A 21,205-nucleotide genomic window follows, 5' to 3' on the forward strand; every position below is an offset into this window, starting at 1 on the left:
ATATAGCCGGGGTGGTTTATCACCCCGGCTATGAATTTAACTGAGGACACCTATACCTATGGCCAGCGCGGGCTGCTGGGAAGCATCGAAAGTCCGACAACAACGTATCAGTTCGGGTACGACGCATTCTGGAACCCGACAAGCGTAAAGGTGGGGACGCAGGCGCTGGTGACGAACGCTTACGAAGCAAACAACGGGAATCTGACGTCTTCCACCTATGGCAACGGCTTTGTGGTAGGCTATGGGTATGATACGCTTGACAGGGTAACATCAAAAACATACAATGGAGTCAGAAAGTTCTCGTGGAGCTACAACCGCGACGGGCAGATCGGGCGGCACCGGGACTATGTGAACGGGAATAAAATCCTTGCGCAGAAAACCGGAAATACCGTCACCTGGTTCTATTACGACCAGGAAGGTACCCGCGTTGCGATGGAGCACGGCGGAAAGCTGTATTACTATCTCTACAATCTGCAAGGTGATGTCATTGCATTGTGTGATGCTTCCTCGAAACAGATCGTAGCAAAGTATTCTTACGATGCGTGGAGAAAACTACTCACAAAGGAAAACCTCGGCACAGGCACCATCGCTGATGTGAACCCCTTCCGCTATCGTGGCTACTACTACGATTCCGAAACCTCTCTGTATTATCTCAACGCGAGATATTATGATCCGGAAACCGGGAGATTTCTGAATGCAGATGCCATTATTGGTGGAAATGTTGGCGCTGCGGGTTACAATCTTTTTGCGTATGCAGGAAACAATCCGATTAGCATGCGGGATTCTGATGGAACGATTGCTGGTGTTGACGATGCAATTATTGTTACAGCAGTTATTCTATTCATGGTTTGCGTTTGGATTTCTACAGGCAGCGTAGCAACGACGCTGCCTGTGATACAAGAGTCATGGAATAATTTCTGTAATACGGTAATTGACGGCATAAGCGATGGGCTGGAGACTATATTTGGTCAAACGAGCGACGCTGCATCTAGCACGGATGCAGTTACAGTTGCACCGCCCCAATCAACACCGCAGGAAAAACCGAAAGAACAGGCGAAGCCGCGAAAAGCTGATCCAAATCAAATTCATCTCCATCATATGGTTGCGAAAAAGTCACCATATGCTAATTATGCTCAAAGCCGACTTAAGCTGGCACATATATCGGTGCATAATCCAATGAATTTAATATATTTACCCGCTTGGTATCATTGGTATCTTCACAACTATTTGTACTATCAATATGTGGATTCTGTGCTTGAAAAATATACCGGGTATTGGGATCGTGCTCAAGTGCCGCTATATCAAAAACAACATGACGTAAGTTTAGCATTGCTCGAGATTCGTTTAAAAATCACTTCAAATCTTTTGTTTGGAATTTATTATTATTAGGAGGAAACAGATGTTGTTTTATCATAAAAAGTCGTCGTTTTTTATGAACGCAAACGCAAAGTATATTCTGACCACTTCCCAAAATATTCTGTATCTCTATTCGCGTGAAACGGGTCAATTGATTCAAAAATTAGGGAAAGGGCAATTTGATACGCCGAATTATGCGGGCTTTCTGGATGAAGAGCATCTGCTGATCCGAACGCTCTTTGCAAATTATTATCTCTATAGCATTCCGGAAAACCGGTTGCAACGATTGTTTCGGTTTCGAAAAATGGGTGCAGAGGGTTCGGAACCTGTAATTTGTTCAAAAGACCGCTTTATAGAGTATTGTTACTGTTTTCCGGATGGGATCATCACGGATAAGCAGGAGCTGTTTTTGGCGGACATCCATTCGGAACCCACTTTGCAGTCTCTGGACATACAAGACCCGATGTTGGAAGACGGAGTTGTAAGAAAACTTTCAAGAGAGGGAAATGAATTGTGGGTAATGGAACAATATGCGGTGTATTGTTATTCTCTGGAAACCGGAGAATTTTTACGGAGAGTGCCGAGCAAAATGGAAGCGTCCCTTTTTAATTGCTATCTCGATGGAGACGAAATAATGGGTGCTTTTATTGATGAATATGAACATCCATATATTCAAAGTATAAACGGAGAAAGAAAGATTCTATGCCAAAAAAGAACATCCGAGACAGATAAAGGAGTGTTTCTTGACATTCGTTTTTCTAAGAATCGGAAATATTTCGTGGCAGTTTGTCGCGAATTGGTAACGGTTTATTCATTAGAGACGGGTGAGAGAATTTATGAATTTACAGCGCGATACAATCATTTTGCTGATTTTTGCGATGATGATACGTCTCTATTGCTGGGAACTTGGGAAGATGGACGGATGGTATCTTTTTTGAAGTGAAAATAGGAATTGGAATGAAGGCATGTAAGAGGAAAGTCTAACGTGTTCGGTGCTAGGGCGGGAACTGGTTCCGCTCTGGCACCGAAACGACCGGGATTGTCAGCGGCCTGACGTATACGGGAATCACAGCGGGCGATTTGCGCGTCGGAAATCTGACGTATACGTACGATAACCTCGGGAACATCAAGACGGTAAAAGAGGGAACGGAACTTAAAGAGTCCTACACCTATGATAGTCTGAACCAGCTTGTCCGTCACGATTCCGTTACCCAAAACAAAACGATCGTATATACGTATGATGCCGGCGGGAATATTTTAAACCGCAAGGAATATGCTTATATGACAGAAGCTGACCTGAGTGCTGCAACACCGACCAGCACGGTTGTGTACACGTACGGGGACAGCACCTGGAAAGACAAACTGACGGCCTACGACGGGCAATCCATCGCCTATGACGCGATCGGCAACCCGATCACCTACCGCGGGTGGTCGAACACGTGGCAGGGGCGGCAGCTTTCCAGTACGTCGCAGGGCGGCATGACGCTTTCCTTCAAGTACAATGTGGACGGCATCCGGACGCAGAAAACAGTCAACGGTACAGCGACGGATTTCTTCCTGAACGGCACGAAGATTTTAGCCCAGAAAACCGGAAATACCGTCACCTGGTTCTACTACGATCAGGAAGGCACCCGCGTCGCAATGGAACACGGCGGGAAGTTGTATTACTATCTCTACAATCTGCAAGGTGATGTCATCGCACTGTGTGATGCGTCTACCAAACAGATCGTAGCGAAATACAGCTATGACGCTTGGGGAAAGCTGTTGACCAAAGAGGGAACCCTTGCCGACGCGAACCCCTTCCGCTATCGTGGCTACTACTACGATTCCGAGACCGGGATGTATTATCTCAATTCCCGGTATTATGATCCGGAAGTGGGAAGATTTCTGAATTTGGATGCAATTATGGTGCCGGGCGATATTCCGACCGGAGGAAATCTGTTCTCCTATTGCAGAAACAATCCAATTATCCATGCAGATCATACAGGCTATTATGTATGTTCGCTGTGTCGTATTTATACTCCGCCGAGTGAAACGCATATTTGTCCTGCAAATTATCCAATACCTGATCTGGCTCCTCCTCCTCGTCCTTATAGAGAAGATGATACGCCATATAAGGAGCATATAAATTATGACTATATAGATTCTAATGAGGATGTCTTTTCTTATTATGCGTCAATATCAGCACCCAATTACGCAGCTCAAAACAAGGTTTTAGACGAATTATCCATGTTTTATGGAAGTGGTAGTACTGCATTTGATATGAAAGCTTTGGCTGAGGCAGTAATTCCAAATGGTATTGCAACAGATGACGAAGGAAGAACACTATACATTGAAAAAGGATATACAGTTGTAACTGTTACGCGTATTTACTTGGAAGTTGGGCCATGCGGATATTCAGAATGCGATGCCCAGTACGTACTATATGACCAAAATGGCAATTTGGCCTTTAATAAAACAGTTGGAATATCCTATTTCAATTAAGAAAGCAGGGAAATAAATTGTATAGTTCTCTTTTTGCAATTTTTTTGGTAATGGCGTGTGCGATTGATATCATAGTGAAAAAAAGAAGAGACTATGTAATCTGCGCGGCGATTTTGGCGCATGCAGCGCTGTGTATCGCGAGTTGGGTATTCAAGCTGATGAATCCACTAAAGAATGATTTTTTTCTTTTTGATTACCTGAATGAACCAGTTTTTCTGATGCCGTTTGTTGTCCTAATCTATATTTTTGAAAGGAAAAAGAGAAATGCTTCGTGAACAGGTGTGGATGATTCTATCACTGGCGGTACATATTTTACTTTTGATCCTGTTTTTTGTAAGATACCGGGAAAAGAGCGCCTTTTTCGGCTTGGCGATCGGAATGATCGTTGTATGCTTGCTTGCAGATCTTCTTGGAATCAGCATGCAGATGGACTGGGATTGGCTGCGTTCTATCGACCGTGGCAAAATGTTAAACGGCATCAGAGTTCTTTCTTCTTTGAGTTGGTTTCTCTATGTTTATATGCTGTGTTGTTTCGAAGACATGGATAAATTAGTGGGAAAGAAGAAAAAACCAGAAAATTTGCAATAAACGACAAGTTGTTTGCTGGGTGGTTCTTTTTTTACGAGAGAGAACCACCTAGCTTCCATTAAACTGAAGACGGTGGCGCTGCCGGGCGAGCGTGTGGTGACGAACACGTACGATGCTTTGGGACGTCTGACGAAAAAGGACGCGTCGGGCATCAAGACGAACTACGCCTACCTTGATGTCAACGACACGAAAACGACCGGGATTGTCAGCGGCCTGACGTATACGGGAATCACAGCGGGCGACTTGCGTGTCGGGAATCTGACGTATACGTATGACAATCTCGGCAACATCAAGACGGTAAAAGAGGGAACGGAACTTAAAGAGTCGTATGTTTACGATTCGCTCAACCAGCTTGTCCGCCACAACTCGGTCACCCAAAACAAAACGATCGTATATACGTATGATGCCGGCGGGAATATTTTAAACCGCAAGGAATATGCCTATACGACAGATGCGGATTTGAGTGCGCTGACGCCGGAGACAACCGTGCCGTATACCTACGGCGATACCACTTGAAAGGATAAGCTGACGGCCTACGACGGCCAGTCCATTGCCTACGATGCAATCGGCAACCCGATTACCTACCGCGGATGGTCGAACACGTGGCAGGGCCGACAGCTTGCCAGTACGTCGCAGGGCGGCATGACGCTGTCGTTTAAGTACAACGTCGACGGCATCCGGACGCAGAAAACAGTCAACGGAACCGCAACAAACTATTTCCTCAACGGAAATAAAATTCTTGCGCAAAAGACCGGCAGTACGGTAACTTGGTTCTACTATGATCAGAACGGCACCCGCGTCGCCATGGAGCACGGCGGGAAGCTGTACTACTATCTCTACAATCTGCAAGGAGACGTTATTGCGCTGTGTGATGCTTCAAGTAAGCAAATTGTAGCGAAATACAGCTATGACGCGTGGGGAAAATTACTCACAAAAGAAAATCTCGGCACAGGCACGATCGCTGATGTGAACCCCTTCCGCTACCGCGGCTACTACTACGATTCCGAAACCGGAATGTATTATCTCAACTCTCGGTACTACGATCCGGAAGTGGGAAGGTTTTTGAATGCGGATGTGATTATGATTCTCGAAAACAAACCGACAGTGGGGAATTTGTTTGCTTATTGTAAGAATACCCCCCATAATTTATGCGGATTATTCAGGCTTTTATCCTTGTTCTAAATGTGGTGTGTATACACCTCCGAGTGAAGTCCATATGAACTGTGGGAAACCAAAACCGAAACCGAAGCCGAATCCTCAGGAACCTTCAGATGGGTTTACAATTGGTATTGGCTGTGGAGGAAGTGCTGCGGCTGGTGCGAAAGTTGACGGGAATGTAGGTTGCGTTGTCGATTCACAAGGGAATTTTGGAGATTTTGCCTCCGGGGGAATAGGCGGAGGTACTCCTAGCGCATCAGTATCTGGATATATCCAAATTACAAATGCTCCTTCTGTAGATAAGCTTGCAGGGCAGGCTTATCAAGTTGGTGGTTCCGCATGGATTATTGGTTTGGAAATTTTAGTCATTCCAGATAAAGATACTGGAGAAGTATATTATGGTGTTAACTTGGGAGTTAGTTTTGGTCCATTGCCAGAGGTTCATGGCGAGACATCATTTACAGCTATGTCAAATGTTATCAACATACCCGATTGTATCGACCAGATTTTGGAAAATTATTAGAAGGAATGATAAATGTGAATCGCCAAAAGATTTTATCGGTTATGATACCTGTTGGAATAATTGCATTTATTATGATTTTTCTGCGCATAACGAACGTTCTTCCGGTATTTTACGGATTTGCGATTGATGCTCATGGGAATCTTTATATTGGGCAAGAAGAAAGGATTGTGGTTCTGAACGGAAAGACAATAGTTAGAACAATACAGATCCCTTTGCATAGTGGGAATTCATTTTCTATTGTCGATGGAAATACAATTGGGATTCAAAAAGAAGATCAGGTTTTCTTTTATAATTTAAATGGAGAACCACTGTGGACAAAATACCAAAAAGAGTCCATTCGTCCGTATCAAAACATTTTTGAGGATAGCAACGGTAAAAAATATGTTTTAAAATCCACGCTAGGATATCGTCAGATTTTCCAAGAAACAGGAGAAGTTAGAAAACAAGTATATGCAACATCTGTATGGGAGTATTTAGGATATATCTTATTGTATTGCAGTGTGTTTGTAACTGTAATATTAGTTTTTATATTTGTTTTAAGCTGTTTGTTGGATCCAAATGTGGAGACGCAGTATGATTGGTTTGCAAAAAGAACCCCTTCTTACAGTTCAAAAGATAGTAAATAAAATGGATCAATTTTTGCCTTTTCTATGTATGATAGCGGCACCTTAAGCTAAGTATTTGATGAATTGAGCAGAGAAAGTTTTATCGTGTTCGGTGCCAGGGCGGGAACTCGTTCCGCTCTGGCACCGAAACGACCGGGATTGTCAGCGGCCTGACGTATACGGGAATCACAGCGGGCGATTTGCGTGTTGGGAATCTGACGTATACGTACGATAACCTCGGGAACATCAAGACGGTAAAAGAGGGAACGGCGCTCAAAGAGTCGTATGTTTACGATGCACTCAACCAGTTAACCCGCCACAATTCGGTTACCCAAAACAAAACGATTGTCTATACGTACGATGCGGGTGGCAATATTCTGAATCGTAAGGAATATGCTTATACGACAGATGCAGATTTGAGTGCTGCAACACCGACCAGTACGGTTGTATACACGTACGGGGACAGCACCTGGAAAGACAAACTGACGGCCTACGACGGTCAGGCCATTGCCTACGATGCAATCGGCAACCCGATCACCTACCGCGGCTGGTCGAACACGTGGCAGGGCCGGCAGCTTGCCAGCACGTCGCAGGGCGGGATGACGTTGTCGTTTAAGTACAATGTAGACGGCATCCGGACGCAAAAGAAGGTAAACGGAACCGCAACAAACTATTTCCTCAACGGAAACAAAATCCTGGCGCAAAAGACCGGAAGTACGGTGACGTGGTTCTATTACGACCAACAGGGAACATGGGTTGCGATGGAACACGGCGGGAAGCTGTACTACTACCTGTACAACTTACAGGGAGACGTTATCGCGCTGTGTGAGGCTTCCTCGAAACAGATCGTAACAAAGTATTCTTACGATGCTTGGGGAAAATTACTCACAAAAGAAAACCTCGGCACAGGCACGATCGCTGACGTGAACCCCTTCCGCTATCGTGGGTACTACTACGATTCCGAAACCGGGATGTATTATCTTAACGCGAGATATTATGACCCGGAGACGGGGAGATTTATCAATGTGGATGCGGTACTTGCGCAGGACAGCATTTCTACAGGAAATAATTTGTTTGCATATTGCAGAAATAATCCGATTATTTATGCAGATCATATGGGATATTATGTCTGCAGCAATTGCGGTAAGTATACGCCTCCAAGTAATAGACACTCTTGTACGGTACATCCGCCAGAGGAAATACAGTTGACAGAAGAAGAGCGTCGTATGATAGCGAACAGCAAACCGTCTAAACCTGGACCTCCAAGTTCAAAAGACGGATATGTCCCGCCCAAAAAGCCGCCAAAAAATGTTGGGAAAGATGGAAAAGTAAAATCGCCAAGTGGCAAGAGAGGGTATCAAGATAAAAAAGGAAATGTCTGGGTTCCAGATTCGAGTATGGATGGTGGATCTGGTTGGGTTGTTGAAGCACCAAATGGAAAACATTGGCACGTATATCCAGGAGGAAAAGTTCGAGCACATAAAGCCATTGTGATTTATGAAGAAGAGAGCACATGGGTGGAAACGGACGGATTTACATTTGATACGTCACCTCTTCCAGACATTAGTCCGGAAGCTGTTATGATTGTTGCAACAGTGGCCGGCGTGATCGTTTTTCTTGCAACAGGAAATCCTTCTGCAGTGCCGGCTCAATGAAAAGGAGAAGAAAATGAAATTTGATAATGCGATATATACCATTATAAGTGAATTTGCTTTTACAAATGAGGAAATGACAGATGAGCTTCTTTACGAGGGAAGGGGATTAAACCTTTCTCTAATTGACTGCAGAAACCGTCTAGAACTGTGGCTACGGTATTTGAAAATGAAAGATCCCAGTTTTCCATGGAGTACTTATGAAGAAGAGTTGCGCGGAGCATCAAATTTCTATTTTCATAAAGAAAAAGGAACTGATCTATGGGATCTTAAAGACGAGATACAGCGATTTAATGAAAAATTACAGAAAGAAATTGAAACATATGGAGACCGCAAGCTGCGGGAAGGGGATACCATGAACCAGATTGTGGAGTACTTTTGGCAGGATACGCGAAGCTTTATTGAAGAAGTCTTGCATGATAATATTGAAGAACCAGAACGTTCGGCGATTACCTGCCGGAATTATATCAACGCGTATTTGTTGTACCAGTACCGGGAAAATCCGAACAGTAGGATGAAAACTTACAGCGAACAGTTAAGTGATATCGGCTATTCGGAGCAACAGATTGCGCTGTTCAATGAGATGCTGCGCAGCGAAATTGAACGCTGGGGCGATCGATCAACGTTTAACTATTCTACTTCTGATTAAATTAAGTGGATCGGTAGACGGAATGGAAGGATTTAAGGGATCACTTATATTAAAATACGATATAGTAAATGTGCAATTGGAGCATAATGGATTTAGAATTGGTGCCGAATACAAGAATGGTGCCTCAATTGGAATTGAGGGGCAAGAGTGTATTTCTTGGGATGCTGAGACTGGATATTTCAAGCCGTATATATGCTTTGATGGTAATATGAATAGAATGCCTAATGATATTCAGCCGTATGATTCTTTTGGACAGAATTTCCCCCTGGCAAGTTTCGGCGGATATTTCATTGTGGGCGCTTCGTTTGACTGGGGATTTGATCAAGATTACTTTATTGAGAATTATTGGAGGATTTGGTATGGATAATAAACATGAATTAAGAAAGAAAACATTAGGGGTGGATTTAGTTTGCGTCTTTGGCGGAGTGTTTGTCGCAATTATTGGTTTTTTGTTTATAAATTATTTTATCAACGCTGGTACGCAAAAGCAATTATATTATATTTTAGCTTGGTTAATTCCAGCAAACGCAATTCTGTTTAGTTTTTGGTTTCTAATAAATATTATTGCAAAACATTCTGCTATTACAAAAAAAATATTACATGGATTTATTATATTAGGTGAAATAACGTTGATGATAAGAATAGCAGTGTATTTGATTACCGGAATTACATTTGGTGAATACATGGCAACTATAGCAGGAATGGGCAATATTTAATTTTGTTTCAGTTCGATGCCGGGGCGGGAACTGGTTCCGCTCTGGCATCGAAACGACCGGGATTGCCAGCGGCCTGACGTATACGGGAATCACAGCGGGAGATTTGCGCGTCGGGAACCTGACGTATACGTATGACAACCTCGGGAACATCAAGACGGTAAAAGAGGGAACGGAACTCAAAGAATCCTACACCTATGACAGTCTGAACCAACTAACCCGTCACGATTCCATTACCCAAAACAAAACGATCGTATATACGTACGATGCAGGCGGGAATATTTTAAACCGCAAGGAATATGCCTATACGACAGATGCAGATTTAAGTGCTGCAACCCCGACCAGTACGGTTGTATACACGTACGGCGATACCACTTGGAAGGATAAGCTGACAGCGTACGACGGCCAATCCATTGCCTACGATGCAATCGGCAACCCGATCACCTACCGCGGCTGGTCAAACACATGGCAGGGGCGGCAGCTTGCCAGCACATCGCAGGGCGGGATGACGCTGTCGTTTAAGTACAATGTCGACGGCATCCGGACGCAAAAAACAGTCAACGGAACCGCAACAAACTATTTCCTCAACGGAAACAAAATTCTTGCCCAAAAGACCGGAAGTACGGTGACGTGGTTCTATTACGACCAGGAAGGTACCCGTGTCGCAATGGAGCACGGCGGGAAGTTGTACTATTACCTGTACAACTTACAGGGAGACGTTATCGCGCTGTGTGAGGCTTCCTCGAAACAGATCGTAGCAAAGTATTCTTACGATGCGTGGGGGAAATTACTCACAAAAGAAAACCTCGGCACAGGCACCCTCGCTGATGTAAACCCGTTCCGCTATCGCGGGTACTATTACGATTCCGAAACCGGAATGTATTATCTCAACGCGAGATATTATGATCCGGAAGTGGGAAGGTTTTTGAATGCGGATAGCATTACCGATGGTGGTTCTAAACTTTTGGGAAATAATTTATATTTGTACTGTGCCAACAACCCGATTAATAATCAAGACGCTGGTGGACAATGGTTTTTTAAGGCAATCAAAGATTCTATAAAGAAAGTTGTCAAAAACGTAATACGTCCAATTGTTAAGAAGTTTCAGAAAACACTCTCCAAAAAAAGTTTTACGTTTACAACAGGAGCCAGTGCAAGTGTTACCCCAGGAGCCTTTAGTGCGAACTTTCAAATAGGAAGATCATTTGATTCTCAAGGTAATGTTGCAAGTCAAATTACAGTAGCGGGAGGTGTATCGGCAGCAAGCAGTCCAGCCGTTTCAGTAAGCTTCTATACGATGACAACAAATGCCCCTGAAGTCAGTAAATTGACTGGACCGGGATATCAGATCGGAGGTTCTGCAAATGTGCCAATTCCTGGTGCTCCGGCTTCAGTAGTCGCCGGAGGAGAAGTAAATATTATCCCGGGTCCTAAAAAGGATACAAATTATTGTGGTATAACAAAATTTGCGGGAGTAGGAATTCCGTCAGTACTTGGTGGAGAAGCTCATGCAGAATGGGGTGAAACCACAACGTTGTGTGAGTACAATGTTTTTGATATGGCAGATCACCTATATGTAAAAATAATGGAGTGGTAGAGATGAATATGAAATGGAATATTTTTAAAATTACACTCTGCTTTTTCCTATCGTTTTTTATTATGGGAACGTCAACTTTTGCTTCAGATTTTGGGATGGATACCATCCCTATGGAGGCGTCAGAGATAGAGAAAATCTGGAAAAACGTTCAAATGAGAAAAGTTGAACCTTCCGTAGAGATTCTCTCTCCGATTATAAGTTTCGACGTTTCGCCGAACGGAGACGTTGCCATTGGATTAAAGGAAAACGAGATTCGTATTTTTGACAGTAATAATGTATTGGTATCCTGTTTGAAATTTAATAATACAGGCAGTTATTATATTCGCTGGAATGAAGCAAATCTCGTGATCTTTTGTGTTAGAGGTTCCCTTCTGCTTGAAGTGACTTCCAGTGGCGATTTTGTCCGGATGTGCGAAATCGATGAACAGAGTCTTTCAACTGTAAAGGCGTGGTATCAAGTCCGTCAAAATCGGGAAAAAATGGTGAGTGGATGCACTTATAAGGTGAAAAATAATATGGGTGCTTTTTACAATACTTTTGCAGCTGGTTCTTATTCGCAGCTTGAAAAAACAGATGTGGATGGTAAAGCAATATTGCTTTATGATGTCAATACACAATTGCTCCAGAAGAGAATTGTTATAACAATTTTGATCTTGACAGGATTAGGAATTGTTATAGCGTCTTTTATCCGAAGTTTTATTGTGTATTACGTAAAACCTGTTGAGAAACAGGAGGCGATGCCTTTAGATAAAAAGTTTTAATGAATGATGTGTACTGACGTTCTCTCCTTTTCTTAAAAAGGAGAGAACGTCAAGATAAAAATATAGCTTTTGTTTTTGCCTTCAACAATAATACAGATGACATCCGGAGATGGCAACGGATTATTTCCTCAACGGCACCAAAATCCTTGCCCAAAAGACGGGCAGTACGGTAACCTGGTTCTATTACGACCAACAGGGAACAAGGGTTGCAATGGAACACGGCGGGAAGCTGTATTACTATCTCTACAATCTGCAAGGTGATGTCATTGCATTGTGTGATGCGTCGAGCAAGCAGATTGTAGCGAAATACAGCTATGACGCGTGGGGAAAATTACTCACAAAAGAAAACCTCGGCACAGGCACTATCGCTGATGTAAACCCCTTCCGCTATCGTGGGTACTACTACGATTCCGAAACCGAAATGTATTATCTCAATTCCCGGTACTACGATCCGGAAGTGGGAAGATTTCTGAATGCGGATGGGTTGCTTGGAGCGAATGAAAGTTCTTCTGGTTACAATCTATTCTCATATTGTGGAAATAATCCAGCAAACAGAAGCGATTCGAATGGTAAATTTGCCGCTGCAATTGGAGCTGCGGCTATGTTTGGATTAGGAATAATTGCTGCCGCAGCGGTTAGCGGTTTAGCATCTGTAGGGATTATCAGTAGGTCAACAGCTACTAAAGCGCAAAGGACAATAAAAAAGGCTATTACTAATTCAATTAATCAAACGCGGATTAAGGCAGCTTTCTGGTCATCTGCTATCACAATGGCGGCAAGTGCAGCTGTAGTTTATCCTGCAATGCGAAATTTGCAAAGGCAGGCCGAAAGAGATAAAGAAAAGTCAGCTACAAAAGCGCCTCCTCTGAATCCGGATACCCCAATTTATCGGTATGGTGGAACTAATCCAGGAAGTTTAACGCCAAGTCAGCACGATGTAGATATGTATCCATTAACCGGAAGAGGACTATCTTTTTCAACTGTTCCTCCTCTCCCGGGTCAAAAAGCTGCAGTAACAACTATAGAAAATTTAAATAAAACTGGTGTTGTATATGCAGTAAAAGATGGAGTTAATCATGTCAGTGTTCATCCAATTGGAGGAACACTTGAAGAGTGGCACAATGCTGGCTCATCTTCGGTTTGGACGACTGCGGTTAAATCTGTTGTTGTAAAATGGGATGGGGGAAATTAATATGCAAGATATAACCTCAATATATAAAATGCTTAATTGGGAAAATCCGGATGAAATTCAATTAGAAGGGTTAGAACTTGCAAAAAAAATTGACAATTTATCCTTGCTAATTCAACCGCCAGCACCTCCATCGGTTTGGGAACAGTGTGCAAACATTTTATCAGAAAAATCTGATATGCAATTAAAACCTTATTTGTCTCAATTATTAGAATGGTTGCAAGATATCAATTGGCCAGGAGCAATAACAATTGCAAAACGACTAAAAACCTATTCAGGCGAAGAATTGGCAATAGCGTTGGAAAATGCAGTTGAAAGCACAAAAAAAATGTCTAAGGATATCGGGTTAATGTGGTTGGATTATTTATCCGAACTACTTGATAATGATATGCTCATATCCAGTTTATCTTGCGATACTTTAACTTTACTGAAAGAACACTATCATAATTGGACAAATTGGGATAGTTAAGGAGCATCGTTTTTACGAAGAAAGGTGGAATTACAGTTGTAGGTGAGAAAATCGTAATAAAAAGTGAGCCTTTGGATTATGAGGAAAGAATTTCTTTAAAGACGGTAGGGAACAAAGTAAGAAAAGACTTGGCTTTGTAGACCAGTAAAAACCAAAAACGGAGACAAGTAAGAGGAAAGTCTAACGTGTTCGATGCCGGGGCGGAAACTCGTTCCGCTCTGGCATCGAAACGACCGGGATTGTCAGCGGCCTGACGTATACGGGAATTACAGCGGGTGATTTGCGCGTCGGGAATCTGACGTATACGTATGACAACCTCGGGAACATCAAGACGGTAAAAGAGGGAACGGAACTTAAAGAGTCGTATGTTTACGATTCGCTCAACCAGCTTGTCCGTCACAACTCGGTCACGCAGAACAAAACGATCGTATATACGTACGATGCCGGCGGGAATATTTTAAACCGCAAGGAATATGCCTATACGACAGATGCAGATTTGAGTGCGCTGACGCCGGAGACAACCGTAGTTTATACCTACGGCGATACTAGCTGGAAGGATAAGCTGACGGCCTACGACGGCCAATCCATTGCCTATGATGCAATCGGCAACCCGATTACCTACCGCGGCTGGTCGAACACGTGGCAGGGCCGGCAGCTGGCCAGCACGTCGCAGGGCGGGATGACGCTGTCGTTTAAGTACAATGTCGACGGCATCCGGACGCAGAAAACAGTCAACGGAACCGCAACAAACTATTTCCTCAACGGAAACAAAATCCTGGCGCAAAAGACCGGCAGCACGGTCACCTGGTTCTACTACGATCAGGAAGGCACCCGCGTTGCCATGGAGCACGGCGGGAAGCTGTACTACTATCTCTACAATCTGCAAGGAGACGTTATTGCGCTGTGTGATGCTTCCTCGAAACAGATCGTGGCCAAGTACAGCTATGACGCTTGGGGCAAGCTGTTGACCAAAGAGGGCACCCTCGCTGATGTAAACCCCTTCCGCTATCGCGGCTACTACTACGATGCCGAAACAGGAATGTATTATCTCAACGCGAGATATTATGATCCGGAAACCGGGAGATTTCTGAATGCAGATGCCATTATTGGTGGAAATGTTGGCGCTGCGGGTTACAATCTTTTTGCGTATGCAGGAAACAATCCGATTAGCATGCGGGATTCTGATGGAACGATTGCTGGTGTTGACGATGCAATTATTGTTACAGCAGTTATTCTATTCATGGTTTGCGTTTGGATTTCTACAGGCAGCGTAGCAACGACGCTGCCTGTGATACAAGAGTCATGGAATAATTTCTGTAATACGGTAATTGACGGCATAAGCGATGGGCTGGAGACTATATTTGGTCAAACGAGCGACGCTGCATCTAGCACGGATGCAGTTACAGTTGCACCGCCCCAATCAACACCGCAGGAAAAACCGAAAGAACAGGCGAAGCCGAAATCAATTCGCAAGCCTCGCAATCCTAATGACTTGCATCATATTGTTCCAAAGAATCATCCGGGAGCGAAGATAGCGCGGGATGTTTTGAAAAGTCATGGTATAGACGTTAATACAGATCCAAGAAATTTGGTCTCTATAAGTCGGAATTTTCATGTTCATTTAAATAATCATTATTACATTGAGTATGTAAACCGGGTTATGTGGCAGTATCGATTTAACCCGATACAAGGACTCAATATCATTCGAAATAAGATTTTAGTAAACGAAAAACTACATCAGTGGACCATTTGGTAGGAGGTATGATATGATGATTCCAGAATCCGAAATTTTATTCCGCTTTGAAAGGTGCACAAGACTGTTGCATAACCAGAAATTCATCTGTGCGCTGGAAGGAAACGATGTCCGAATTTATGATCGCAACGGAACGTTGCTTCACACATTTCAGGATTTAAAATGCGCTGCAAACGGAGCATTTGTAACAGATCGCCTTTTAATGCTGAAGAATACACTCGGGAAATATGTGCTGTTTGATCTGGAAAAAATGACTTGCGTCAGGAAGATAAAGTCTTTGCGTCCGCGTGTGATCACATTGGATACGTTTGTTTTAACGCCGGATCATAAAGCGTTTGTTGATCTTGTTGACGTGGAACCTGGCTTCTTTTTGCAGGATTTACAAACCGGTAAAGTGCAGACTTTTCCCATGGACGGAATTCTTCTTGCCCGGATTTTTTGCGATGAAGAAAAAAAGATCTTCTATTTTTTGGAAGATCTTTCTGATGAAAAAGAACTATTTGACTGGAATCTTTATGCATGGGAATATCCTTTTGCAAATACAAGTTTTTACAAGGTTGAGACCATACCGCTTCCTGAAATGTGCCGTTCATTAGAGGCAGAATATCGAAACGGGAAAATACTTTGCAGAAATTCTTCAAAGATCCTATTGTTCGATTTGCAGAAACATGATTTGGAATTTTTATATGCGACGGAGGAAGATCATGTGATTATCCAAACACGATGGTCTGATAATGGAAATTTTGTTGCAATATTGGAAAGTAGTAGAGAACAGGAATTCAACGAGTTTGCGATTTACGATGTCAACACCTACACGTGCGTGCGACGGGGATGCGAAAGATTTTTATTTGACATTGACTTTTGGGATCGAGATACCAAATTATTGTTGGATATGGGTGAGGAGACAGTTTGCGTTAGACTTGTTTAAGGTGAATTTTTCAGGATAGTAACCCTGAAAATTGGTAAATAGTCTATGTAAGAGGAAAGTCTAACGTGTTTGGTGTCAGAGCGGAACCGGTTTCCGCTCCGGCATCGAAACGACCGGGATTGTCAGCGGCCTGACGTATACGGGAATCACAGCGGGTGATTTGCGCGTTGGGAATCTGACGTATACGTATGACAACCTCGGGAACATCAAGACGGTAAAAGAGGGAACGGAACTTAAAGAGTCCTACACCTATGACAGCCTGAATCAGCTTGTCCGTCACGATTCGGTCACGCAGAACAAAACGATCGTCTATACGTACGATGCGGGCGGCAATATTCTGAATCGCAAGGAATATGCTTATACGACGGATGCGGATTTAAGTGCGCTGACGCCGGAAACAACCGTAGTTTATACCTACGGCGATACTAGCTGGAAGGATAAGCTGACAGCCTACGACGGCCAATCCATCGCCTACGACGCAATCGGCAACCCGATTACCTACCGCGGCTGGTCGAACACGTGGCAGGGCCGGCAGCTTGCCAGCACGTCGCAGGGCGGGATGACGCTGTCGTTTAAGTACAATGTCGACGGCATCCGGACGCAGAAAACAGTCAACGGAACAGCGACGGACTTTTTCCTCAACGAAAATAAAATCCTGGCGCAAAAGACCGGCAGCACGGTGACGTGGTTCTACTACGATCAGGAAGGCACCCGCGTTGCCATGGAGCACGGCGGGAAGCTGTACTACTATCTCTACAATCTGCAAGGAGACGTTATTGCGCTGTGCGATGCTTCAAGTAAGCAAATTGTAGCGAAATACAGCTATAACGCATGGGGCAAGCTGTTGACCAAAGAAGGAACGATCGCTGACGTGAACCCCTTCCGCTATCGTGGCTACTACTACGATTCCGAAACCGGAATGTATTATCTCAACGCGCGATATTATGATCCGGAGACGGGGAGATTTCTAAATGCGGATGCACTGCTTGGAGCAAATGTAGGAGCACCCTATAATTTATACTCCTATTGTGGCAATTGCCCAGTTAATAAAGCTGATCCTTCCGGAAATGCTGTAGCTTTGGCGGCAGCGTGTGTGTTTCTAAAAGCTGCTTTGGTTACTTTAGCGGTGCTTACAGTTTGCTTAGTGTTGTCTCATCCCACTGTACAACGAAGTATACAGAAGGCAGCCGAGCGGACAGCCAAAGCCGTAAAATCTGCAGTGGAAAATCAAAAGAAAAAATTGACCACGAAGAACCATAGTGTCTATGTGATGCGAAATAAGGATACTCGTGAAGTGGAATATGTAGGAAGAACCGTAAATCCCGTGAGACGGCAAAACGAACATCGAAGGGATCCGAACAAAGCCCATTTGGATGAGTTAGAAGTGAAATTTACGAATTTGACTTTGCCGGAAGCTCGTGCGGTTGAACAGACTTTAATTTCTGCATATACGCTGAAAAATTTGGATCATGCACGCAGAGAAATCGCCGCTGGAAATGTGGCAGGATTTCAAGAGAATATGGGTAGAGTCGTGCAAATTTTTCAAAATTCAACAGAGGATGAGCTATTGAATTTAATGGGAAGGTGAAAAAATATGGGTGCATGGGGAACCTCGTTATATGCAAATGATTCTGCAAGCGATATCCGTGGGGAATATGTCGATAAGCTGCGGCGCGGAAAGAGCAATGAAGAAGTAACAAAGGAGCTGATTGAGCAGAATCAGGACTATATGGGCGATGCGGAAGAAGAGCCGCTGTTCTGGTATGCGCTGGCAGATACCCAATGGAACTACGGTCGGCTTCTGCCTGCGGTCAAGGAGAAGGCGCTGCATTTTCTGGATCAGACAGCGGAGCTGGAACGTTGGCGGGAAGCCGGAGAGAAGAAATTGCGGGCGTGGCAAAATACGCTGGACAAGCTCCGGCAGAAGCTGCAGACGGAACCGCCGCCGCCGAAAAAGGTTTCAAAATACCGGTTCTATTTCTGTAAATGGCAGCTCGGGGACGTGTATGCTTACCGGTTCAGCAGTGAATTCAGCCGGGTGAAGGGGTTCTTTGGGCAGTACATTGCGTTCCGTAAAGTATCGGAAGCGAGCTGGTGGCCGGGCCATATTATCCCGGTGGTGGAAGTGTATAACTGGATCGGGTCTGAATTGCCATCGGTAGAACGCCTTCAAAGAACAGAACGGATGAAACAAGTTCGGCCTTCTGTTTTTCAATACCAGCCTAATTATGAAATAACAGAAGACGATTACAAAATTAAGTTAATTTCCACTTCAGCAAGAGTGATTCCGAGTAACAACCTGACGTTTTTGGGAAACCTTCCCGGGGATGACCTGACGCCATTTTTAGGACATGATGTCTGCTTAAGTTACATTAATGTGGCTTGGGAAGGCAGTGCATATAACAACCAATTTGAACATTATTTCATTGACATGTATCTGAGATGGCAAGAGGCAGAAAAGCGGTAATACAAAAAGAACGCTTGACAGGGTAAAGACTGAACGGCAAGACACTGGTGACGAATGGGTACAACTGAAAGGCGGTTAATCGCTATTGGATTAGGAGGGCATGGTGATGACACTAAAAAATCAAATGATAGCACTTTTCTGCCTCTTGTTTCTGTATTCTTTTTATATTAGAGGTTTTATTAGTGGCCTTGAAGTATACCAGTTGAATCATAGCGCATATAAAAAAAGGGTAAAGGGCCAAACTATAAAAGAATGGTTTTTTTACACTAGATTTAGAGATGTGATCCCCCCAATTTTTATTGCGATATATTTTGGGGTTATAATAGGCCATTTGCTTATCTTAGTAGTCTGTATCATACTATATTATATTACAGACCAATATCAAACAATTGGAAGAAAAATTGTAATAGGGGTATATATCTGGAATCTAGTGTGGGGCGTAACATTGTGGCTTCTTTTTTGGAAACCTGGAAAACGGGAATACAAATATGAGCGATGGATTGAAAAAAAGCGTGGACAAAAAAATAGGCGGAAAGCATGGAAACAAAAAGTTTGATAGTGTGAGGATTTTTCCTGTTCTATCAGACAAGTAAAAAACGGGACATGTAAGAGGAAAGTCTGACGTGTTCGGTGCCGGGGCGGAAACTCGTTCCGCTCTGGCACCGAAACGACCGGGATTGTCAGCGGTCTGACGTATTATGATCCGGAGACGGGGAGATTTCTCAATGCGGATCGCGCAATTGCCGGTGCGAACGAAAGAATACAAGGCTTAAACCTGTTTGCATATTGCTTTAACAATCCTGCCAATCTCTCTGATGAAGATGGAAATTGGCCAAGCTGGGCCAAAAAACTGGTAACAGCGGTAGCCATTGCTGCAGCGGTAGCAGTTGTAGCAGCCGCAAAATGTAATATTCCAAATTTCGAATGGCGTGGTTCTGGTACACCAGAATCCGGACGAGGGAATTTTGTGAATATGAAAACAGGAGAGTGGTTACACTCTAATTTAAATCATGGTCCACCAATTGGACCTCATTGGGATTATGGTGTTAGAGGAAGTCCACAAACATTTAGAATTTTTCCGGATAGTAATATCCTTCCTAAGTAAGAGAAGTGTTTAATAATGAATAATGATTGGCGTTTATTTAGAGAACAAGATAAATATTTACATGGAGTGACATTAATCAAACGGTCGTACAAATCGAATAATCCCCTGAATGATCATGATCATTGTGAGTTTTGTATGGCGAAGTTTGGAAAAGGAAACGACGAATTAAAACAGGGTTATTGTACAGAAGATGGTAGCATATGGATTTGTTCTCAATGCTATGAGGATTTTAAAGCGCAGTTTGAATGGAATGCAAAATATGAATAATATATCCCAGCAAGCATCGCGTTTGGTCACCCAAACGCAGACTTGTTGGGATAACCCCAATCCCTTACATAAAGATTAAGCCTTAACAGTTACAAAATTATCTTTTAGTGAGGAAACAGTTGGAGGGGCTTCTCTCCCTCTGACTGTTGCTCTCACAAAACTGCCGGGGATATCGTGTTCTGGATCAGCGGAAACGCGCGGGGCAACGCGGTGCTGGTGAAGGACGAAAAGCGCTACTTTGCCATCGGGCTGCACACGAAATACAGCGACGGAACGAACACGTATAACTGGAAGGAGTTCCATACCGTCCTTTGATTTGTAGTGAGATTGAGGGCAAATAAGCCGTGTTAAAAAAGGAGCGATACAATGGAAGATAACATTATATTTGAAAAAATATGGGAAGATGATGATTTAATAGCATTAAAAGTTGTGTGTTCTTCATCTGTGGCAACGATTACATCAAAAATATACGTTACAGATCCTTTGATTGATGAATTGATTGGCCAAATTAAGCAATTTCTAGATGGAACTAGCGAAGAAGGTATATGGGAAAATGAAAGTAGGGGAAATGAATCAACAGCGTGTCTGGCGTTGCGTTTTTTTAGAAAGGATAGGCTAGGACATATCGTGATAGAAGTATTTGCGGAACTAGATGACGGAGGAGACTATACCAAACACAATTGTTGCTTTTTTGTTCATACGGAATATGGCTTATTAATGAACTTTTTTCGCCGCTTCTTTTTCATCACGGTTTCCCAATCAGAATTGCCCAACTCGTTTAAGTTCCGTATAACGTGAACCTCATACAAATCGGCTTCTTTACACCCACATGCTGGTCAATCAGTTCTTGTCGTCTTGCCGCTTCATCAGCGGTATGGTCAATCCAATAAGACAGTCTTTTTAATTCTTTGCTTGCCGCATGATATTCCGGTGTCTGATAC

Annotated in this window: 25 protein-coding genes; 24 read left to right on the forward strand and 1 reads right to left on the reverse strand. The window is 43.5% G+C overall.

Features of this window, described 5'->3' with window-relative positions; translation table 11 throughout:
• Positions 1–30: 30 nt before the first annotated feature.
• From IAG03_RS06145 to IAG03_RS06255, 24 genes are all read left to right on the forward strand, one after another.
• Positions 31–1,389: an RHS repeat-associated core domain-containing protein gene (locus tag IAG03_RS06145; RefSeq protein ID WP_249319106.1), complete on the forward strand. Its 1,359-nt coding sequence runs from the start codon at positions 31–33 to the stop codon at positions 1,387–1,389.
• 118 nt (positions 1,390–1,507) lie between these two features.
• Complete coding sequence (locus IAG03_RS06150; RefSeq protein WP_249319108.1) at positions 1,508–2,299, forward strand: hypothetical protein; 792 nt, start codon at positions 1,508–1,510, stop codon at positions 2,297–2,299.
• A gap of 107 nt (positions 2,300–2,406) precedes the next feature.
• Complete coding sequence (locus IAG03_RS06155) at positions 2,407–3,840, forward strand: RHS repeat-associated core domain-containing protein (protein ID WP_488169035.1); 1,434 nt, start codon at positions 2,407–2,409, stop codon at positions 3,838–3,840.
• A 264-nt stretch (positions 3,841–4,104) separates the two neighbouring features.
• A complete protein-coding gene (locus IAG03_RS06160; protein WP_249319112.1) occupies positions 4,105–4,428 on the forward strand; it encodes a hypothetical protein in 324 nt (107 codons plus the stop codon).
• A gap of 96 nt (positions 4,429–4,524) precedes the next feature.
• A complete protein-coding gene (locus tag IAG03_RS06165; RefSeq protein WP_249319114.1) occupies positions 4,525–4,944 on the forward strand; it encodes a hypothetical protein in 420 nt (139 codons plus the stop codon).
• Between the two features lie 126 nt (positions 4,945–5,070).
• Positions 5,071–5,610, forward strand: a complete 540-nt coding sequence (locus tag IAG03_RS06170; RefSeq protein WP_249319116.1) for an RHS repeat-associated core domain-containing protein — start codon at positions 5,071–5,073, stop codon at positions 5,608–5,610.
• A gap of 34 nt (positions 5,611–5,644) precedes the next feature.
• Positions 5,645–6,109 carry a hypothetical protein gene (locus IAG03_RS06175; protein ID WP_249319117.1) on the forward strand — a complete coding sequence of 155 codons (465 nt, stop codon included), beginning with the start codon at positions 5,645–5,647 and terminating at the stop codon, positions 6,107–6,109.
• Positions 6,110–6,123: 14 nt separating this feature from the next.
• Entirely contained in the window at positions 6,124–6,735 is a 612-nt protein-coding gene (locus IAG03_RS06180) for a hypothetical protein (RefSeq protein ID WP_249319119.1), read from the forward strand.
• 149 nt (positions 6,736–6,884) lie between these two features.
• Complete coding sequence (locus IAG03_RS06185; RefSeq protein ID WP_488169036.1) at positions 6,885–8,369, forward strand: RHS repeat-associated core domain-containing protein; 1,485 nt, start codon at positions 6,885–6,887, stop codon at positions 8,367–8,369.
• Positions 8,370–8,382: 13 nt separating this feature from the next.
• Positions 8,383–9,015, forward strand: coding sequence for a hypothetical protein (locus IAG03_RS06190; protein WP_249319122.1), 633 nt, complete (start codon positions 8,383–8,385; stop codon positions 9,013–9,015).
• Between the two features lie 22 nt (positions 9,016–9,037).
• Positions 9,038–9,382 (forward strand): hypothetical protein, encoded by a 345-nt coding sequence (locus IAG03_RS06195; protein WP_249319124.1) that lies wholly within the window; start codon positions 9,038–9,040, stop codon positions 9,380–9,382.
• A complete protein-coding gene (locus IAG03_RS06200; RefSeq protein WP_249319129.1) occupies positions 9,375–9,731 on the forward strand; it encodes a hypothetical protein in 357 nt (118 codons plus the stop codon). Before IAG03_RS06195 ends, IAG03_RS06200 begins: the two co-directional genes overlap by 8 nt.
• A 103-nt stretch (positions 9,732–9,834) precedes the next feature.
• Complete coding sequence (locus IAG03_RS06205; RefSeq protein ID WP_249319130.1) at positions 9,835–11,325, forward strand: RHS repeat-associated core domain-containing protein; 1,491 nt, start codon at positions 9,835–9,837, stop codon at positions 11,323–11,325.
• A gap of 2 nt (positions 11,326–11,327) precedes the next feature.
• Entirely contained in the window at positions 11,328–12,086 is a 759-nt protein-coding gene (locus tag IAG03_RS06210; RefSeq protein WP_249319131.1) for a hypothetical protein, read from the forward strand.
• 109 nt (positions 12,087–12,195) lie between these two features.
• Positions 12,196–13,278: an RHS repeat-associated core domain-containing protein gene (locus IAG03_RS06215; protein WP_249319132.1), complete on the forward strand. Its 1,083-nt coding sequence runs from the start codon at positions 12,196–12,198 to the stop codon at positions 13,276–13,278.
• A 1-nt stretch (position 13,279) separates the two neighbouring features.
• Complete coding sequence (locus tag IAG03_RS06220; RefSeq protein ID WP_249319133.1) at positions 13,280–13,744, forward strand: DUF5071 domain-containing protein; 465 nt, start codon at positions 13,280–13,282, stop codon at positions 13,742–13,744.
• Between the two features lie 250 nt (positions 13,745–13,994).
• A complete protein-coding gene (locus tag IAG03_RS06225) occupies positions 13,995–15,500 on the forward strand; it encodes an RHS repeat-associated core domain-containing protein (protein WP_488169037.1) in 1,506 nt (501 codons plus the stop codon).
• 10 nt (positions 15,501–15,510) lie between these two features.
• Positions 15,511–16,425, forward strand: coding sequence for a hypothetical protein (locus IAG03_RS06230; protein WP_249319135.1), 915 nt, complete (start codon positions 15,511–15,513; stop codon positions 16,423–16,425).
• A 130-nt stretch (positions 16,426–16,555) separates the two neighbouring features.
• Positions 16,556–18,013 carry an RHS repeat-associated core domain-containing protein gene (locus IAG03_RS06235; RefSeq protein WP_488169038.1) on the forward strand — a complete coding sequence of 486 codons (1,458 nt, stop codon included), beginning with the start codon at positions 16,556–16,558 and terminating at the stop codon, positions 18,011–18,013.
• Between the two features lie 6 nt (positions 18,014–18,019).
• A complete protein-coding gene (locus tag IAG03_RS06240; protein ID WP_249319139.1) occupies positions 18,020–18,892 on the forward strand; it encodes a hypothetical protein in 873 nt (290 codons plus the stop codon).
• A gap of 106 nt (positions 18,893–18,998) precedes the next feature.
• Entirely contained in the window at positions 18,999–19,448 is a 450-nt protein-coding gene (locus IAG03_RS06245) for a hypothetical protein (protein ID WP_249319140.1), read from the forward strand.
• Between the two features lie 132 nt (positions 19,449–19,580).
• On the forward strand, positions 19,581–19,997 hold the full coding sequence (locus IAG03_RS14540; RefSeq protein ID WP_430472444.1) for an RHS repeat-associated core domain-containing protein: 417 nt from the start codon (positions 19,581–19,583) through the stop codon (positions 19,995–19,997).
• A 15-nt stretch (positions 19,998–20,012) separates the two neighbouring features.
• Positions 20,013–20,264, forward strand: a complete 252-nt coding sequence (locus IAG03_RS06250) for a hypothetical protein (RefSeq protein ID WP_249319142.1) — start codon at positions 20,013–20,015, stop codon at positions 20,262–20,264.
• A 174-nt stretch (positions 20,265–20,438) separates the two neighbouring features.
• Positions 20,439–20,579: a hypothetical protein gene (locus IAG03_RS06255; RefSeq protein WP_249319149.1), complete on the forward strand. Its 141-nt coding sequence runs from the start codon at positions 20,439–20,441 to the stop codon at positions 20,577–20,579.
• A 380-nt stretch (positions 20,580–20,959) separates the two neighbouring features.
• Here IAG03_RS06255 and IAG03_RS14405 read toward each other — a convergent pair whose 3' ends face one another.
• Positions 20,960–21,073, reverse strand: a complete 114-nt coding sequence (locus tag IAG03_RS14405) for a hypothetical protein (RefSeq protein WP_346726109.1) — start codon at positions 21,071–21,073, stop codon at positions 20,960–20,962.
• Between the last annotated feature and the right edge of the window lie 132 nt (positions 21,074–21,205).

Source organism: Yeguia hominis (genome assembly GCF_014384705.1).
In the GTDB taxonomy this organism is placed as follows: Bacteria; Bacillota; Clostridia; order Oscillospirales; family Acutalibacteraceae; genus Yeguia; species Yeguia hominis.

Bases quoted from the DNA above. Each gene is read 5' to 3' on its own strand.
- IAG03_RS06145 (WP_249319106.1), top strand. From the start codon at position 31: ATGAATTTAACTGAGGACACCTATACCTATGGCCAGCGCGGGCTGCTG.
- IAG03_RS06160 (WP_249319112.1), top strand. From the start codon at position 4,105: ATGCTTCGTGAACAGGTGTGGATGATTCTATCACTGGCGGTACATATT.
- IAG03_RS06170 (WP_249319116.1), top strand. From the start codon at position 5,071: ATGACGCTGTCGTTTAAGTACAACGTCGACGGCATCCGGACGCAGAAA.
- IAG03_RS06175 (WP_249319117.1), top strand. From the start codon at position 5,645: ATGAACTGTGGGAAACCAAAACCGAAACCGAAGCCGAATCCTCAGGAA.
- IAG03_RS06190 (WP_249319122.1), top strand. From the start codon at position 8,383: ATGAAATTTGATAATGCGATATATACCATTATAAGTGAATTTGCTTTT.
- IAG03_RS06195 (WP_249319124.1), top strand. From the start codon at position 9,038: ATGGAAGGATTTAAGGGATCACTTATATTAAAATACGATATAGTAAAT.
- IAG03_RS06200 (WP_249319129.1), top strand. From the start codon at position 9,375: ATGGATAATAAACATGAATTAAGAAAGAAAACATTAGGGGTGGATTTA.
- IAG03_RS06210 (WP_249319131.1), top strand. From the start codon at position 11,328: ATGAATATGAAATGGAATATTTTTAAAATTACACTCTGCTTTTTCCTA.
- IAG03_RS06215 (WP_249319132.1), top strand. From the start codon at position 12,196: ATGGCAACGGATTATTTCCTCAACGGCACCAAAATCCTTGCCCAAAAG.
- IAG03_RS06220 (WP_249319133.1), top strand. From the start codon at position 13,280: ATGCAAGATATAACCTCAATATATAAAATGCTTAATTGGGAAAATCCG.
- IAG03_RS06230 (WP_249319135.1), top strand. From the start codon at position 15,511: ATGATGATTCCAGAATCCGAAATTTTATTCCGCTTTGAAAGGTGCACA.
- IAG03_RS06240 (WP_249319139.1), top strand. From the start codon at position 18,020: ATGGGTGCATGGGGAACCTCGTTATATGCAAATGATTCTGCAAGCGAT.
- IAG03_RS06245 (WP_249319140.1), top strand. From the start codon at position 18,999: ATGACACTAAAAAATCAAATGATAGCACTTTTCTGCCTCTTGTTTCTG.
- IAG03_RS06250 (WP_249319142.1), top strand. From the start codon at position 20,013: ATGAATAATGATTGGCGTTTATTTAGAGAACAAGATAAATATTTACAT.